This is a genomic window from Shinella sp. 838 (assembly GCF_029623935.1).
In the GTDB taxonomy this organism is placed as follows: Bacteria; Pseudomonadota; Alphaproteobacteria; order Rhizobiales; family Rhizobiaceae; genus Shinella.
The window spans coordinates 631226-648442 of record NZ_JARSBQ010000002.1 but is presented as its reverse complement, the minus strand read 5'-3'; the positions used below and the strand labels follow the sequence as shown (position 1 = coordinate 648442).

11 protein-coding genes are annotated in these 17217 nt (G+C 64.0%); 1 reads left to right on the top strand and 10 read right to left on the bottom strand.

Annotated elements, in window-relative coordinates:
* Positions 1-92: 92 nt before the first annotated feature.
* The 4 genes from secD to P9A16_RS10780 form a co-directional block, all read right to left on the bottom strand.
* On the bottom strand, positions 93-2627 hold the full coding sequence (gene secD, locus P9A16_RS10795; protein WP_278025663.1) for a protein translocase subunit SecD: 2535 nt from the start codon (positions 2625-2627) through the stop codon (positions 93-95).
* A 108-nt stretch (positions 2628-2735) separates the two neighbouring features.
* Entirely contained in the window at positions 2736-3158 is a 423-nt protein-coding gene (locus tag P9A16_RS10790) for a hypothetical protein (protein WP_023511963.1), read from the bottom strand.
* A gap of 138 nt (positions 3159-3296) precedes the next feature.
* Positions 3297-6767: an AAA family ATPase gene (locus P9A16_RS10785; protein ID WP_278025662.1), complete on the bottom strand. Its 3471-nt coding sequence runs from the start codon at positions 6765-6767 to the stop codon at positions 3297-3299.
* A gap of 3 nt (positions 6768-6770) precedes the next feature.
* The gene (locus P9A16_RS10780; RefSeq protein ID WP_024270643.1) at positions 6771-8039 is read right to left on the bottom strand and encodes a metallophosphoesterase family protein; all 1269 of its coding nucleotides are present in this window, start codon (positions 8037-8039) and stop codon (positions 6771-6773) included.
* A 258-nt stretch (positions 8040-8297) separates the two neighbouring features.
* Between P9A16_RS10780 and P9A16_RS10775 the strand changes: the two genes are divergently transcribed.
* Positions 8298-8762 (top strand): MarR family winged helix-turn-helix transcriptional regulator, encoded by a 465-nt coding sequence (locus P9A16_RS10775; RefSeq protein WP_245290097.1) that lies wholly within the window; start codon positions 8298-8300, stop codon positions 8760-8762.
* A 147-nt stretch (positions 8763-8909) separates the two neighbouring features.
* Here the strand turns inward: P9A16_RS10775 and P9A16_RS10770 are convergent, their stop codons facing one another.
* From P9A16_RS10770 to clpP, 6 genes are all read right to left on the bottom strand, one after another.
* Positions 8910-11105: an esterase-like activity of phytase family protein gene (locus tag P9A16_RS10770; protein ID WP_023516584.1), complete on the bottom strand. Its 2196-nt coding sequence runs from the start codon at positions 11103-11105 to the stop codon at positions 8910-8912.
* 187 nt (positions 11106-11292) lie between these two features.
* Positions 11293-11568 (bottom strand): DNA-binding protein HupB, encoded by a 276-nt coding sequence (hupB, locus tag P9A16_RS10765; RefSeq protein ID WP_023516583.1) that lies wholly within the window; start codon positions 11566-11568, stop codon positions 11293-11295.
* Positions 11569-11773: 205 nt separating this feature from the next.
* On the bottom strand, positions 11774-14197 hold the full coding sequence (lon, locus tag P9A16_RS10760; RefSeq protein WP_024270645.1) for an endopeptidase La: 2424 nt from the start codon (positions 14195-14197) through the stop codon (positions 11774-11776).
* 413 nt (positions 14198-14610) lie between these two features.
* A complete protein-coding gene (gene clpX, locus P9A16_RS10755; protein ID WP_024270647.1) occupies positions 14611-15888 on the bottom strand; it encodes an ATP-dependent Clp protease ATP-binding subunit ClpX in 1278 nt (425 codons plus the stop codon).
* Between the two features lie 265 nt (positions 15889-16153).
* A complete protein-coding gene (locus P9A16_RS10750; RefSeq protein ID WP_023513713.1) occupies positions 16154-16519 on the bottom strand; it encodes an MmcQ/YjbR family DNA-binding protein in 366 nt (121 codons plus the stop codon).
* Positions 16520-16545: 26 nt separating this feature from the next.
* Positions 16546-17178 (bottom strand): ATP-dependent Clp endopeptidase proteolytic subunit ClpP, encoded by a 633-nt coding sequence (gene clpP, locus P9A16_RS10745; RefSeq protein ID WP_023513714.1) that lies wholly within the window; start codon positions 17176-17178, stop codon positions 16546-16548.
* Positions 17179-17217: the final 39 nt, after the last annotated feature.

Here is a 17217-nt window from a genome sequence, read left to right as displayed (position 1 = left end):
GTATGTTAGATAGTAGGGTTAAATTCTTCTACCCTATATAAATCAACACCTTATAAAGCAGTACGGGCGCCCCAGGGGCGCCCGCTTTGGTCTTAGGCTTCGGTTGCCGGCGTCGTTGCCGAACCGGGCGCCCGCGCGGTATCGCGATCCTTCCACCAGCGGCTGAGGAAGAGCAGGATCGGGCCGCCGATATAGATCGACGATGTCGTTGCGACGATCACGCCGAACAGCATCGGCCAGGCGAAGGGCTTGACCGTGTCGCCGCCCCAGATCGCCATCGGCAGCAGCGAGGCCGCGACGGCAACCGAGGTGAAGATGCATCGCATGATCACCTGGTTGATCGAGAGATCGATAAGGTCCGAGAAGGGCATCGACTTGTACTTGCGCAGGTTTTCTCTCATGCGGTCGTAGACGACGACCTTGTCGTTGACCGAGTAGCCGATCAGCGTCAGCACGGCGGCGATGGCCGTCAGGTTGAAGTCGATCTGCATCAGCGAGAAGAAGCCGATCATCTTGGTGATGTCCAAGAGCAGCGTCGCGATGGCGCCCACGGCGAAGTGCCACTCGAAGCGCCACCAGATGTAGATCAGGATCGCCAGCATGCCGAGGCCGACGGCGAGGAAGCCGGAGCGGGCAAGTTCGGTGCTGACCGTCGGGCCGACCACTTCCGTACGCTCGAAGCTGGCGTCCGGGATCACTTCGGCGACGCCGTCGCGGATCTTCTGGAGCGCTGCGGTCTGCACCTCTTCGCCGCCCGGCTGGCGCTGGACGCGCACGAGGACGGACGTGCCCTGACCGAATTCCTGCAGGGCCACTTCACCGAGATTGAGGCCCTCCATCTTCTCGCGCAGCGGGGCAAGGTTGATCGGCGTCTTCGACGTCGCTTCGACCTGGATGCCGCCGACGAAGTCGATGCCGTAGTTGAGGCCCGGCGTGAAGAACAGGATGACCGAGCTGATCGAGATGAAGGCCGACATGCCGATCGCGATATACCGGCCACGCATGAAGGAGAAGCTCGGGATCGCCCAGACCTTGCCGAAGATCGAATGGATGTCGATCCTCTTCATCTTGCGGCGGATGACCACCTCGCGCATCAGGAGGCGCACGAAGGTGATCGACGTGAACATCGAGATCGCAAGACCGATGATCATGGTGATGGCGAAGCCACGCACCGGACCGGAACCGAACATGAAGAGCAGGATCATGCCGACCATGGTCGTCATGTTGCCGTCGACGATGGTGGCATAGGCCTTGTTGAAGCCCACATCGAGCGCCTTCATGGCCCCCGCCCCGGCCGCCGTCTCCTCTCGGATACGGGCGTTGATCAGGATGTTGGCGTCAACGGCCATGCCGATGCCGAGGATGATGCCGGCGATGCCGGGCAAGGTGAGCGTCGAGCCGAGAAGACCGAGAAGACCGATCGTCAGGACGGTATGCAGCACGAGGCCGAGGTTGGCGATGAGACCCCAGGAGCCGTAGAGCACCTGCATCAGCACCACGACGGCGGCAAGGCCGGCGAGACCCGTGTAGAGACCCATGCGGATCGAGTCCGAACCGAGGTTCGGGCCGACGGTGCGCTCCTCGATGATGGTGAGCGGAGCCGGCAGCGCGCCGGAGCGCAGCAGCGCCGAAAGGACGGTCGCTTCCTGCGGGTTGAAATTGCCGGAGATCTGACCCTGGCCGCCGATGATCGGCTCGCGGATGACCGGCGCCGTCAGCACCTTGCCGTCGAGAACGATGGCAAAAGGCTTGCCGACATTGGCCTGGGTGATTTCCGCGAACTGGCGCGCGCCCGTCGAATCGAAGCTGAACGAGACGATCGGCTCGTTGGTACGCTGGTCGAAGCCGGCCTTGGCATCCGCAAGGCGATCGCCCGAAATGGCGACGCGCTCTTCCACGGCATACTTGCCGGGATCGTTGGCGCCGGGCAGGATCATCACGCCGCGCGGGGCGACGCTGTTCGGATCCACCGTCTGGTCGACCATGTGGAAGCTCATCTGCGCGGTCGAGCCGAGCAGCTGGCGCAGGCGCGTCGGATCCTGCAGGCCAGGCAGCTGGACGAGGATGCGGTCGCCGCCGACGCGCTGGATCAGCGGTTCGGCAACGCCGACCTGGTCGACGCGTCGACGGATGATTTCAAGGCTCTGCTCGACGGCGGCCGACATGCGCTCGTTGATGCCGGCTTCCGTCAGCGTGACGTTGATCAGGTTGCCGCTGGTGGCGACATCGATATCGGCGCTGCCGGCGGTGAAGCCGAGCGTCGTCGGCGTCGCGAGCTTGCGCACCTCCGGCAGAATCTTGTCGAGCGTCGCCTGGTCGGGCAGCGTGATCGTCAGCGTGGTGCCGCTGAGGCGGGCGGCCGAGGCGCGCTCGCCGGCAGTGCGCAGAATGGCGCGCGTATCGTTCAGCAGCACGTCCATGCGCGCTTTGCGCAGCGCCGCGGCATCGACCTCCAGCACGAGATGCGAGCCGCCCTTCAGGTCGAGACCGAGCGTGACGGGATTGGCGGGCAGGTAGCTCCCGAATTTGGCTTGCTGTTCGGACGTCAGCACGTTGGGCACGGCCGCGAGCACCCCGAAGAGGATGATCGCGATATAGACCAACAATGCCCATTTGGAGGTTTTCATGGGTTTGTTCCATCTAGACTGCCGGACGGGCGCGACAGGAAGTCGGCGCCGTCCGCGGGAATCGGAATTTCGAACGAATGGCGCGGCGTGCAGAGACGCCACAGGGCCTCAGGCGGCAAGGACCGGAGGCGCACGGCTGCGGAAGGATGCCGGGCCCAGGCGGAGGGGCGCCGCATCGTCGACAGCGACAAAGACCACCGAAACAGAGGTCTCGAAGGGGTAGAGCACGACACCGGCGCCCGGGACGAGTGCCTTGCCGGCAGCATCGCCTTCCGGCAGGCCGCTCTTGGCCTTGGCGACCCGCCGTTCGGCATGGCCGCTTGCCGGGAACCACAGTTCATCGCCGGTCGCCGAGAGCGGCGATGGCGCGACGCCGCCTTCGGCAGCTGCCCGCGGCGGGTGGCCAGCATCATTTGCGCTGCCAGGAAGGGAGAATTGCGAGAGGAACAGGGTGACGAGCAGCACGAGGAAGCCGACGGGCGCAAAACCCCGCTCCCAGATCGTCGCTTCTCTGCCGGTCCTCAACGTCATACCCGTCCGTTTCTTCAGGGCGGAGCGCCGCGCGAAGCAGGCTTCGCAGCAATGCCGATGGTGCGCCAAGAACCACTTACCATCGGCCAAGTCAAGTTTTGACCGTAACGCTTCCTTTACACTTCGACGTTTCAGGCCTCACAATTCATGGATCGTGACGTCAGGGCAGGCCTTTTTCGCGAGGTCGCAGAGATGCTCGTGATGGGTCAGGTAGATCACCTGCCCGCCCGTCGCCATCGCGCCCATCACCGTCAGGGCATTGAGCGCACGCCGGTCGTCGAAGGTTTCCATGATGTCGTCGGCGATGAAGGGCACGATCTCGCGACTGGCGGCGATCTCGTGATAGCCCGCAACGCGCAGCGCCAGATAGAGCTGGAAGCGCGTGCCCTTGGAGAGGTCCTTCGCAAGCTTCGAGCCGCCTGGGGCGGCGTTGACGACGAGGAATTCGCTGTCCTTTTCGAGGATCGTCGACAGGCCGGTATATTCGCCCGCCGTGATGTCGCGGAACGTCCGCGAGGCGCGTTCCATCATCGCGCTGCGGTGACGCTCGCGGTAGAGTCGCAGAGCCTGTTCCGCCGCCAGAATGCCGGCGCGCGTCGCCAGATAGCGGCGCGACTTCTCCGCAAGCTCGATCAGCACCGTGCGCCGCCGTTCCTCCAGCACCGCCGCCGCATCGCTGCCGGCGACCTTAGCCAGCGCTTCCTCCGCCCGGGCGCGCAGAAGGTGCTGCTCCTGCACCGCGCGGTCGAGCTCCTCGAGCCGTGCGGAAAGGTCTTCCCTTTCCGCAGAAAGCTGGTCGTCATCGACCGCCGAGAGCAGCGCCTCGGCTTCATCGACCGTTTCCGTGCGCAGCTGCTGGGCGAGATCACGCCCGACATCCTGGACGCGCGCCAGAATGTCGTCGCGCTTGCGATAGGCTTCGATGAGAATATCCGCCTCCGCAAGCGTGTCGCAGCCAAGGACGGAATAGACCTCCGCGAGCCGCGCGGTAAGCACCGCACGACGCTCCTCCAGTGCACCCTCCTCCTCGGCAAGGCGCAGCCCCGCCTTGTCGATCGCCTCGCGCCGCTGGCGCACCGCTGTCGCCGCGGCGAGCCGCCGGCCGAAGGCTGCGACGGTGGAAAGCGGGTCCTCATTGTCGAACGGCTCGGACAGGCGCTCGGCAAGGCGGCGGGCGTGGCCGGCATAATCCTGCTGGTCCCGGCGCATGCCGGCGATGCGGTGATCGAACTCCCCGCGCCGCTCGACATTCTGGGCGAGCGTCTGCAGCGCCGGAAGGAGAGCGCCGACGCGCTCCAGGGCGACGGGCGCGTCCGGCCCGGCGAGCCAGGTGCCGGCGATGTCCCGCTCCCAGGCCTCCTGCCATGCGCCAAGTGCCGCCGTGGCGTCTTCCGTGGCCTTGCCGCGCATATCAATATCGGCCTTCAGACGGGCGAACTGCACGGCCGCAGAATTCCGCCGGGCCTCGGCGGCCTTCAGCGCCTCCAGCCGGTCCTCGGCAAGGAACAACGCTTCATCGAAGGGGCTGTCCTCGGCCAGCGCTTCACCCAGTAGGGCCGCCAACCGCGCCAGCACGTCGCGCCTCTCCCTTTCCACGAGATCGGCTTCCACGGTGCGCTGCGCAAGCCCGCCGATGGCATCCAGCGCCGCCGCCCGCCGCTCCAGCCAGCCGGCCATGTCTGCCAGCGTCGTCCCCTCAGGCAGGCCGAGGCGCGCGGCAAGCGACGACACCTGACCTTCGACTTCCGCCCGCACCTCGGACAGACGGGTCCCTTCACCGGCAAGGGTCTCCAGCCGCGCCGTGCCTTCCGCGATCGTCCGTTCGAGAAGGCGCAGCTCCGAAAGGCGGTCGGCATTGCGCAGGCGCGCATCCGAAGCCTTGTCATCCGCGCGCATCGCCTGCTCGAAGGCATCGGCAGAACCGCTGTCGAGCGTGCCGGCATGCCTCTGCCAGGCCGCATCCCGCACGGCTCGCAGATGGCCGGCATGTTCTTCGCCCGCCGCACCGGTCGCCCTTTGAAGCGCCCGGAGCGTTGCGCGGGCAGAGGCGACATCCAGCTCCAGTGCGGCAACCTGCTCGCGTTGACGGTGCAGGGCCTCATCGGCCGCATCATGTCGTTTGCGCAAACCCTCCATATCGCCAGGCGATGGCGCAGCCACGGCCTCCAGGCTCGCCGCGGTGCCGGACCAGGGAGCAAGACGCGCCATCGCACCATCGGCATCCTGCCGGGCCAGCGCGACGAGGCGACGGGCCTCGCGCAAGCGCGCCGAAAGGTCGCCGGACCGCGCAGCGCGCAGGGCTGCGGCGAGCGAGGACTGACGCGCCGCGTCCGCCTGCACGTCCTCGTCCGAAATGGCGCCCGCCTCGTCTCCGATGGCGGCAAGCGCCCGCTGGGCCTCGGCACGCTCGCGAAGCGCCGTCGCGGCGCGTTCGGCAAGCGCCGACCGTCGGGACAGGAGGGCGGCAAGCTTTTCGCCAAGGCCCGGAGGCAGCAGAATGCCCGCCGGGTCGGCATCCGCAACGAGCCCGAACGCGGCGAGGCTTGTCCCGATGGAAACGGCAACCCGGTCCCGTTCCGCCTCGCGGACAGCAAGATCCATCGCCGCGGTGCGGAAGCGGGCCTCGAGCGCGGAACCGGCAAGCGCGGTGATATCGCCTGCGGCCGCCAGAACGGCCTCGTCCTCAGGCAGCTCCGCCAGCTCCTCGGAAAAATGCAGGCGCTCCCCCTCCATGCGTGCCGCGCGGGCGGCGATTTCCGCCTCCTCGCGCGCCAGTTCCCCGGAGAGCGAACGCCAGCTGGTCGGCGGAGAATCGCCCAGATCGAAGGCGCCGAGCTCGGTACGCAAAGCCCGCAGGCGCCGAAGGTAAGGCAATGCTGAAAGGCAGCGCTCCACCTGCGCCAGCGCGGCGCGCACCTCGGTCCGGGCGGCCGTCATCTCGCCGTGCCGCTCGACAGCGGCGTCGCGGTCGCGCACCAGCAGGCCGTAATCGCGGGCGGCGACATCGAGCGCCTTGCGCTCGGCCGCCAGCGCGTCAATATCCGCCTTGAGCCCCGAGAGTCCGTGCTTGCGGCCGGAGGGACGATAGAACTCGTCGGCCTCCGCCTTCAGCGCCGCAAGACCCGTGGCCATGTCGGAAAGACCGGAGCTGGCGGAAAAGAGCATCGACCCCAGCTCGCCCTCGCTCTTCAGGATGTCCTCGCCGCCCCTCTCGATGCTCTCGTCGTCGAGCGAGAACATGGTGCGATAGGCGTTGCGATCCATGCCGCCGAGCACGGCGGCAAAGAGCGTCTCCGGCAAGGGCCGGTCATCGGCGGTGACGAGCGAGGCCTGGTTGCGCTTCAGGCGGTAGGCCTCGTGGCGCTCGGCACCGACGGAGAACTGCCCGCCGACGCGCATCAGGGCATAGGGATGCAGGAAGCCGTAGGCGCTGGATTTCTCGATGCCGAAAAGCAGGTCGAGATAGGCGGAAAAAAGCGTCGACTTGCCCGCCTCGTTCGGGCCGTAGACAAGATGGAAATCCGGCTTGCCCGGCGTGGCCGTACCGAAATCGAGGCTGCGGTCGGTAAATTTTCCGTAGCGGACGAGGTCCAGGCGATCGAGACGCATCGGCTAGCCCCCCGCCCCTTCGCCGCCAAGGCGGGCGAGAACGGCATCGGCCCCTCGAAGGGCGAGGTCGTGCAGCAGGGCCTCCTCCGCCGCTTCGTCCACGGCCAGCAGGCCGCGCGCCTCCTTCGGCAACTGGCGCAGGAGATCGCCCAGCGTCTCGCGCAACTCTTCGCGATAGGCATGGCTTTCGATGACGTCCTCGCGCATCAGACGGGACATCTCCGTGAGCGGACCGGCATCGGCACCCGCCGCGGCAAGCGGCATGGAAACGGAAAGCTCCACCGCCTCGATCCAGCATTCGCCGAGCGAGGCGGCAACGTTCTGCAGCTCGGCGGTGAGCAGATCCTCGTCGCGGCGTAGGCGCCAGGAAAGCGGTGTGGCGCCGTCAAGTGCAAGGCGTGCGACGAGATGGGCGCCGCGTGCTTGCGCCCTCGCCTCGGCCAGCACGGCTTCGACGCGGTCAAGCATGCCGTGCCAGTCTTCGATACCAGAGAGATCGACGGAAAGGCGCTCGAACAGCGCGACCGCGACCGGATGCATCTCGCAGGTGATCGTGCCGTCGTCCTCGATGGTGGCGAGCGTAATGCCTTTGGGGCCACCTTCGTTGATGTCGCGGCCCTGCGGATTGCCGGGCATGACGATCCACGGTTTTTCGAGATGCACCCGCCGCTGGTGGATGTGCCCGAGTGCCCAATAGTCGAAGCCGTGCGCGGCAAGATCGGCTATGCCGACAGGTGCATAGGGATCGTGGCGACTCGCACCGGCCAGGCTGGTGTGCATGAGGCCGACGTTCACCGCATCCGGCACGGGTGCGCGAAAACTCGGCAGCAGCGATGCCGGGGCATGGGGGTTGGCAAAGCTGATGCCGTGGACGTGGATCTCGCGGCCACTCGCCAGCACGCCGGCCTTCACCGGCTTTCCGCGGCCATCGAAGACGTGCACATTCGGCGGAAAGGTGAGTTCGCGGGTGATCTGCGACTGGGCGTCGTGATTGCCGCGGATGAGGAAGACGCGGATGCCGGCCGCATCCAGCCGGCGCATCTGGCCCATCAGGAAGAGCGCCGTCGCCATGGAGGTCTGCGAACCGTCATAGAGGTCTCCGGCGATGATGAGGGCATCGACCGCCTCGGTGATCGCAAGATCGACGATACGCTCCAGCGCCTTGCGTGTCGCTCCGCGCACCAGTTCGCCAAGCTCGGCATTGCGCAGAGCGAGCGATGTCAGGGGCGAATCGAGATGGAGATCGGCGGTGTGAATGAAGCGGAACGGCATGGCCGGACAATCGCTTTCCCCCTCCTCCGGGTCAATGCTTGGCGCCCCGCAGTCAAGGTTATGCAGGAGAGAAATCGTCTCACCCCGAAAATTCCGGGAAAGGGCAGGAATAACGCCCGCGACCTGACCGTTCGCATTTACAGAGATCGTTCAATATCTATGATCAAATTATCCGAAAACCTTCGTGATCATTTGACATGGTCCCTCATAATACCTATATTTCCCCTCATGAGTAGCACGATAGAAATTTCCCAGGGCATGTTCAAACTCTACCATCAGGTGAGCCGCCTGGTGAACGAGTGCATGATGGATGAAGGCGTGTCGCTTGCCCGCAGCAAGTTCCTGCTTCTTCTGGAATGTCAGGGCCCGCAGCGTTCGACGGACATCGCCTGCGCGCTCGGTTTCGCGCCCCGCACGGTAACGGAAGCGATCGACGGCCTCGAGCGGGACAAGCTGGTCAAGCGCGAGCCGGACCCGAAGGATCGGCGTGCCAAGATCGTCTCGATCACGGATATGGGCCGCACGGTGATCTCCGCCGCACAGCAGCCACAGCACAAGATGATCGAGGCGATCTTCGCGGTGCTGACCGAAGACCAGAAGCAGCACCTCAAGGACATCATCGGCTGCCTCAGCGAGAAGACCGAGGAATTGCAGCGCGAACGGGACAAGGTCGAAGGCGACACCGCCGCAGCGCCCATGCGCCCCCTGCGGGCCGTCGGCTAAGCCGGACGGCAACGGAAAACGGAAGAAGGCCGGGATTTCACGATCCCGGCCTTCTTTGTCTGAAGCGTTCAGCGTCCTCCCCTGCCCGCTGCCTTCCCCCCAATAAGCGGGGAGAAGGTGAAAGCAAGAATGGACGGCCCGCGGAGCTTACATGGCGTTCATCGGGCCGATGCCGAAAAACAGCGTCTCACCCGAGGAACCATCCACGCCGTCATTGTCGGTCATGACGAAGCCATTGCCGGCGGCGTCGATGGCAAAGCCTTCGACCTTGTCGACGACGAAGCCGTTGGTGGCGCCCTTCAGGTCCGGGATGAGGTCACGGACCTCTTCCTTCTTGACGACAGGCAGTTCACCGCCGAGTGCGGCCGGCTTCAGATCGGCAAGCGCCACGCGGTACAGCTTCTTCAGCTTGGCCGCCTGGCCGATCAGGTTGTCGCGCTCGATGATATAGGCATGGTCGCCGCTGACGGTGATTTCGGAAAGGCCGACCCAGCCGCTTTCGGTTTTTTCGAGCGGATAGCGCACGGCGCCCCATTCCTCGGAGGACGGCTTGTAGGAGACGAGCTTCACGAAACCCTTCTCGTCGTCGCCCCATTCACGCTGCATGGCCATCCACAGCACCTTGTCATCGCCTTCGCCGACGCTGGTGATGCCTTCGAAGCCGAAGCGCTTCTCGCCGGCGCGCAGCGCGGCGGGAATGGCGATTTCCTTCTGGATCTCGCCCTTTTCGTTCACATGGATGATGGCATGGCCGACGAGCTTGTCGGCATCGCCCTCGTTGGCAAGCCAGAAACCGCCCTCGCCATCCGGCGTCAGGCCCTCGCTGTCGAGCTTCTGGGCGGCAGCACCGTTGCGGGTAATGCGCAGCGCATCGACGATCTTCGCCGGCTTCGCGGTGGCGTCGATCGTGAAGATCGTCGGCTGCGAGGCGTAGAAGGAATCGTTGACGGCGTAGAGCATGCCCGGCTTGTCCTTGACCGGTGCGAGGCCCGAGAGGGCGCCGAAGCCGATCAATTCGCCATCCTTTTCCGTGGAGACGATCTGCGGATAGGCAGCTTCGCCTTCGGCACGCTCATAGATCATGACATGCGAGCGGGCGCCGCCGTCCTCCACGAGATCGGTCTCGTTGGCGGTCACGAAGAGATTGCGGTTCGGGATGGCGACGGCTCCTTCCGGGCCAACGCCCGAGGGCAGCAGCTGGAGAAGCGCGGGCTCGGCGCCGGTATCCTTGTAGACACCGACGATCGAGGCGCGCTCGGCGAGCACGAAGAACAGGTTGTCATCGCCGAACTTGGCGGCTTCCATGCCTTCCGGCTCGACGCCCTTCTTGTTGCGCTTGTCCGGATAGTGGCCGATCTTGGCAATCTCGCGCTCGAAGGCCGCGCCGTTCTCGTAGAGGACCTTGCCCTGCTTGTCGAAGATGGTGAAGCCGCGGGCGCCACCCTTCCAGTCGCCCTCATTGGCGACGACCAGGCGGTTGTCGTCCAGCCACTTCACGGCATCGGGCTCGCGCGCCACGTCCTTCATCTCGCCGGTGAATTTCAGCGCACCGTCCTTCTTGGTGTCGATGCCTTCAAGGCTGACCGTACCGGCGGAGAAGTGGCTCTTTACCGTGCCGGCCTTGCCGTCGACGATGACGATATGGTTGTTTTCCTGCAGGGTGACAGCAACTTCGTCGAGGCCGTTGAAGGAGACGAATTCGGGTTCGGGATCCTCGCCGGCGACATCGGCAAGGCCAGTCAGCGCCACATGCTTGATCGAACCGCAATCGACGACGCCGTCCTTGAGGGAGAGCAGCACGAGATCGCCGGCCGGCATCTGCGGGATGGCGCCGTCATTGACCTCTTCGTCGCGCTCGTTCTCGATGGCGATGGCGGCGATCGTCCTGTCCTTGTTGAGGGCGATCGAATCCGGCTGACCGCCGAGATCGCAGGTCGCCTCGACGGCCCTGGAGGCCACATCGACCTGGGCGAGCACACCCGACGGCTTCACGAAGCTTTCGCGCGTGTTGATCGCGACGAGCGCCTTGCCGGCGGCAATGGTGACCGAGGTCGGCTCGCCGTCGAAGGCGACGGTGCCGCCCGCCTTCGGAGCCTCGGCGTCGGTGATGTCGATGAAGCCGATGGCCTTGTTCGGGCTGTCGGAATAGACGAGCGTGTTGCCGTCTTCCGAGGCGCTGATGATCTCGGACGAGGTCGGCGTCGCCTTGTCGACACCCTCGGGCAGGTTGTCGGCAACGGCGAAGGACGCAATGCGATTGAAGACGGGCTCGGCGCTGGCGGCGGAGGCCACCGATGCGGCGAGAACCGCAGCGAGCGCGGCGGTGATCGAACGGGTTTTCATGAAATCCTCCGGGATCCGGTCAAAAGGAACCCGGCGGTTCTGAGGCTTTCGTGTTACAGGCCGATGACATTTCGGCGACGGTCCGTTGCCTTCCCGTCAAATAAAAGGGGGCCCGGAAGAACCGGACCCCGACCCTGAATTTCAGGTTTGGCGGCGGAGTGGATAACCGCTCTGCCCGAACCAAGGATCAGCCGTTGACGGCGTCCTTCAGGCCCTTGCCGGCCGAGAACTTCGGCACGTTGCGTGCCGGAATCTCGATCTCGGCGCCGGTCGAGAGGTTGCGGCCCTTCGAGGCTTCACGGCGCGATACGGAGAAATTGCCGAAACCGACGAGACGAACGTCGCCGCCGTTCTTGAGCTCACCCTGGATCGTCTCGAAAACGGCGTCGACAGCCGATGCTGCGTCCGTTTTGGAGAGGCCAGACTTCTCAGCCACTGCGGATACGAGTTCATTCTTGTTCATGTTTCCACCCCTTTCATACGGTTTGAAACGACTCATACAAGTCGGGGGCAGAATACGCATCGCCCCTCGCCCCGCAAGAAAATTTCGTCGCAAAACCCTGAGAATCCGGGCTTTACACACGTTTTTCAACGAAAAAGACCGGCCGAAAGGCCGGTCTTTTCCCGTTTCGCTCCAAAATGCCGGATGCATTACCCGGCATCAAGGCTCAATGCGCGATCGCGCCGGTACCCTCATCGGTCGATTCGACCGCCGGAACCTTGGCGTCTTCGACCGTCGCATCCCATTCGATCGGCTCCGGCCGGCGAACGAGCGCATGCTTGATCACCTCACCCATGCGCGAGACCGGAACGATCTCCATGTTGTTCTTCACGTTATCCGGGATCTCCGCCAGGTCCTTGGCGTTCTCTTCCGGGATCAGCACCTTCTTGATGCCGCCGCGAAGCGCTGCGAGCAGCTTTTCCTTGAGACCGCCGATCGGCAGGACCCGGCCGCGCAGCGTCACTTCGCCCGTCATCGCGATGTCCTTCGAGACCGGGATTCCGGTCATGATGGAAACGATGGCGGTCGCCATGGCGATACCGGCCGACGGACCGTCCTTCGGCGTCGCGCCTTCCGGCACGTGCACGTGGATATCGGTCTTGTCGAAGCGCGGCGGCTCGATGCCGAAATCGACGGCGCGCGAGCGGACATAGGACGCCGCTGCCGAGATCGATTCCTTCATCACATCCTTCAGGTTGCCCGTAACCGTCATGCGGCCCTTGCCACCCGGCAGGCTGACGCCTTCGATGGTGAGCAGCTCGCCGCCGACTTCCGTCCAGGCAAGACCCGTAACAACGCCAACCTGATCCTCGCGCTCGGCCTCGCCGTGGCGGAAGCGCGGAACGCCGAGGAAGTCGTGGATGTTGTCTGCCGTGACCTCGACCGTCTTCGACTTGCCCTTGATGATCTCGGTGACCGCCTTGCGGGCGAGCTTCATCAATTCACGCTCGAAGTTACGCACACCGGCTTCGCGGGTGTACTGCTGGATGACCGCCATCAGCGCGCCGTCCGTCACCGAAAACTCCTTCGGCTGAAGGGCGTGATCGCGGATCGCCTTCGGCAGCAGGTGCCGCTTGGCAATTTCCAGTTTCTCTTCTTCCGTATAGCCGGCAATGCGGATCACTTCCATGCGGTCCATGAGGGGCGCCGGAATGTTCAGCGTGTTCGCCGTCGTCACGAACATGACGTTGGACAGGTCGTATTCGACTTCCAGGTAGTGGTCCATGAAGGTCGAGTTCTGTTCCGGATCGAGCACCTCCAGGAGAGCCGAGGACGGATCGCCGCGGAAATCCATGCCCATCTTGTCAATCTCGTCGAGCAGGAAGAGCGGGTTGGACTTCTTCGCCTTCTTCATCGACTGGATGACCTTGCCGGGCATCGAGCCGATATAGGTGCGGCGGTGACCGCGGATTTCGGCCTCGTCACGCACGCCGCCGAGCGCCATGCGGATGTATTCGCGGCCGGTCGCCTTGGCGATCGATTTCGCGAGCGAGGTCTTGCCGACGCCCGGAGGGCCGACAAGGCACAGGATCGGGCCCTTGATCTTGGCCGAGCGAGCCTGCACGGCGAGATATTCGACGATGCGCTCCTTGACCTTGTCGAGGCCGAAATGATCCTCGTCGAGAATCTTTTCCGCGGCATTGAGGTCGGTCTTGATCTTCGACTTCTTGCCCCACGGAATGCCCGTCAGCCAGTCGAGATAGTTGCGCACGACGGTGGCTTCCGCCGACATCGGGCTCATCTGGCGCAGCTTCTTCAGCTCGGCATCCGCCTTTTCGCGGGCCTCCTTGGAGAGCTTCGCCTTGGCGATCTTTTCTTCCAGTTCGGCCATCTCGTCGCGGCCGTCCTCGCCGTCGCCGAGCTCCTTCTGGATCGCCTTCATCTGTTCGTTGAGGTAGTACTCGCGCTGCGTCTTCTCCATCTGGCGCTTGACGCGCGAGCGGATGCGCTTTTCGACCTGCAGGACCGAGATCTCGCCTTCCATGAAGCCGAGCGCCTTTTCAAGGCGCAGCTTGACGCTCGTCGTCTCCAGCATTTCCTGCTTTTCGACGATCTTGATGGAGAGGTGCGAGGCGACGGTGTCGGCGAGCTTCGAATAGTCCTCGATCTGGCTCGCGGCACCGACGACTTCGGGCGAAATCTTCTTGTTGAGCTTCACATAGTTCTCGAACTCGGAGACGACCGAGCGCGACAGCGCTTCGACCTCCACCGGGTCCTCTTCCGGCTCGGCTAGGACATGGGCCATCGCCTCGTAGAATTCCTCGCGGTCCGTATAGCCGTCGATCTCGGCGCGCGCGCGGCCTTCGACCAGCACCTTGACGGTACCATCGGGGAGCTTGAGGAGCTGGAGCACGTTGGCGACGGTGCCGATGCGATAGATGGCATCGGTTTCCGGGTCGTCGTCGGAGGCATTGATCTGGGTGGCAAGCATGATCTGCTTGTCGGTACCCATGACCTCCTCGAGTGCGCGGATCGACTTCTCGCGGCCGACGAACAGCGGGACGATCATGTGCGGGAACACCACGATGTCGCGCAGGGGCAGGACCGGGAAGGCCGTGGAGTCGTGCGACGCAGACGTCTTTTTCGTCATGTCATTTCCTTTCAAACGTCCCGTTTCCGGGAACCGGTCCATTCGGCGCTCAGAGTGCCGGGCCGGCGATCTTTTCCATCCACAAGTGGCGTGCAGCCAACACATTTTCAAGCCCGGTTGCGGAGTGCCCCACCCCGTGACGGACAAGCGAACCAACACCGGAAGTGTAGTCTTCCGCGCTGTCGCGGAACTTGCGGCCTTCCCCCCGGCAGCACCGCCGGAGCATACGCAGAACAGAATCGAAGTCTTCCATTCTGGCTTGGCGCGCACCGTTTCGCAACGGCTCCCGAAGCAGCGGAAGGTTGCACATCATGCCCCTTCCCGCGGCAGGCGACCAGTCACGAAATGTCACTAGCCGCCTCAAACGAAAAGACCCGCCGGCGGCGGGTCCTTCCTGAACGGGTTTGGCGCGATCAGGCCGAAACGTTGGCCTTCTCGTCGGTGCGCTCCGAGTAGATGTAGAGCGGACGGGCCGACCCCTTGACCACCTCGTCGGAGATGACGACCTCGCGCACGCCTTCCAGCGTCGGAAGTTCGAACATCGTGTCGAGCAGGATCTTCTCCATGATCGAGCGCAGGCCGCGCGCACCGGTCTTGCGGACGATCGCCTTGCGGGCGATCTCGCGCAGCGCGTCCTCGTGGAAGGTCAATTCGACGTCTTCCATCTCGAACAGGCGCTGGTACTGCTTGACCAGAGCGTTCTTCGGCTCCGACAGGATCTGGATCAGCGCGTCCTCGTCGAGGTCTTCGAGCGTCGCCAGGACCGGCAGACGGCCGATGAATTCCGGGATGAGTCCGAATTTCACCAGGTCTTCCGGCTCCAGTTCGCGCAACACTTCACCGACGCGGCGGTCTTCCGGCGAGCGGACCTGTGCCCCGAAGCCGATCGACGTCTTTTCGCCACGGGCGGAGATGATCTTGTCGAGACCGGCGAAGGCACCGCCGCAGATGAACAGGATGTTCGTCGTGTCGACCTGCAGGAATTCCTGCTGCGGATGCTTGCGACCACCCTGCGGCGGTACGGATGCAACCGTGCCTTCCATGATCTTCAGAAGCGCCTGCTGCACGCCCTCGCCCGACACGTCGCGGGTGATCGACGGGTTGTCGGACTTGCGCGAGATCTTGTCGACTTCGTCGATATAGACGATGCCGCGCTGTGCGCGCTCGACGTTGTAATCGGCGGCCTGAAGCAGCTTCAGGATGATGTTCTCCACGTCCTCGCCGACGTAACCGGCTTCGGTCAGCGTCGTGGCGTCGGCCATGGTGAAGGGTACATCGATGATGCGGGCGAGCGTCTGGGCGAGATAGGTCTTGCCGCAGCCCGTGGGGCCGACCAGCATGATGTTCGACTTCGCCAGTTCCACGTCCGAGCCCTTGGCGGCATGCGCCAGTCGCTTGTAGTGGTTGTGCACCGCGACCGACAGGATGCGCTTTGCCTGCTGCTGGCCGATGACATATTCGTCGAGAACCTTGATGATATCCTGGGGCGTGGGAACGCCGTCTCGGGATTTCACCATGGAGGTCTTGTTCTCCTCGCGGATGATGTCCATGCACAATTCGACGCATTCATCGCAGATGAACACCGTCGGTCCGGCAATCAGCTTGCGGACCTCGTGCTGGCTCTTGCCGCAGAAGGAGCAGTAGAGGGTATTCTTGGAGTCGCCGCCGTTGCTGCCGCTGACCTTGCTCATATCACTTTCCTTCCAGCACGCCGTTCATCTCCCGGAAGATGGCCGGACCACTCAAACCGCCTTTGCCGGATACGCCTACGCGCCCTTTCAAAGGCTCCAGGGGTACTGACCGGCCCGGGCCCCGCCCTTGAACCGGTTGCAACGCATTCCCCGTTTAAACACCGAATGCTAAGCCGTCACAAATCAACATAGCATTAACGGCCAATATTACCGGCTTTGTGGCGAGGATAAAGCCCCGCGATCATTACAAATCGCGTGATTGCCTTCATCCGCGCATTAGGCCAAGATCGGAACGAGCCTTGCGCGTCAGTTTCGCCGCCACCAGACCGTGACTTTCCCTTAGATAGTCACACAACGCCGCATCATCAACTGATTCGCCCGTTTGCCGCTGGATCCACTTCATTCCGCGCGAGGCGAGATAGGGTGCTGGACGGCACCCCGGCTGCTCGCTCAGAATATCGAAGGCGATGTCGGACACCTTGAACGTGACCGCAAGCCCCGCCGTGTCGCTCCATCCGGCAATGGCGAAAACCTTCTCGCCGACCTTCCAGACATGCGCCCCGCCCCATTGCACCACGTGGTTCGTGGCGGGGAGCGAAGCGCAGAAGGCGTTGTAGTCGTCGAGCGTCATGAGATCCTGCGGCGTCGAACGAGGTGTTACGTGGCGTCCGCGCCCTCGATCGCCTCGCGGCTGGTGATGACGCGGTCGACCAGACCCCAGTCCTTCGCCTCGTCGGCGCTCATGAAATGGTCGCGATCAAGCGTCTGCTCGACTTCCTCATAGGTGCGGCCGCAATGTTTGACATAGACCTCGTTCAGCTTGCGCTTCATCTTGAGGATGTCCTTGGCGTGGCGCTCGATGTCCGATGCCTGGCCCTGGAAGCCGCCCGAGGGCTGGTGCACCATGATGCGGGCGTTCGGCGTGGCAAAGCGCATGTCCTTGTGGCCGGCGGCCAGCAGCAGCGAGCCCATCGAGGCGGCCTGGCCGATGCACAGCGTCGAGACAGCCGGCTTGATGAACTGCATCGTGTCGTAGATCGCCATGCCGGACGTGACGACGCCGCCCGGCGAATTGATGTAGAGCGCGATTTCCTTCTTCGGGTTTTCGGCCTCAAGGAAGAGAAGCTGCGCGCAGACGAGCGTGGCGATATGATCCTCGACCGGACCCGTCAGGAAGATGATGCGCTCCTTCAGGAGGCGTGAATAGATGTCGTAGGAACGCTCGCCGCGGTTGGTCTGCTCGACGACCATCGGCACCAGAGCCATGGCGGTATCTACGGGATTTCTCATGTCAATCCTTCATCGGTGTGGCCCTGAAACCCTTCGCAA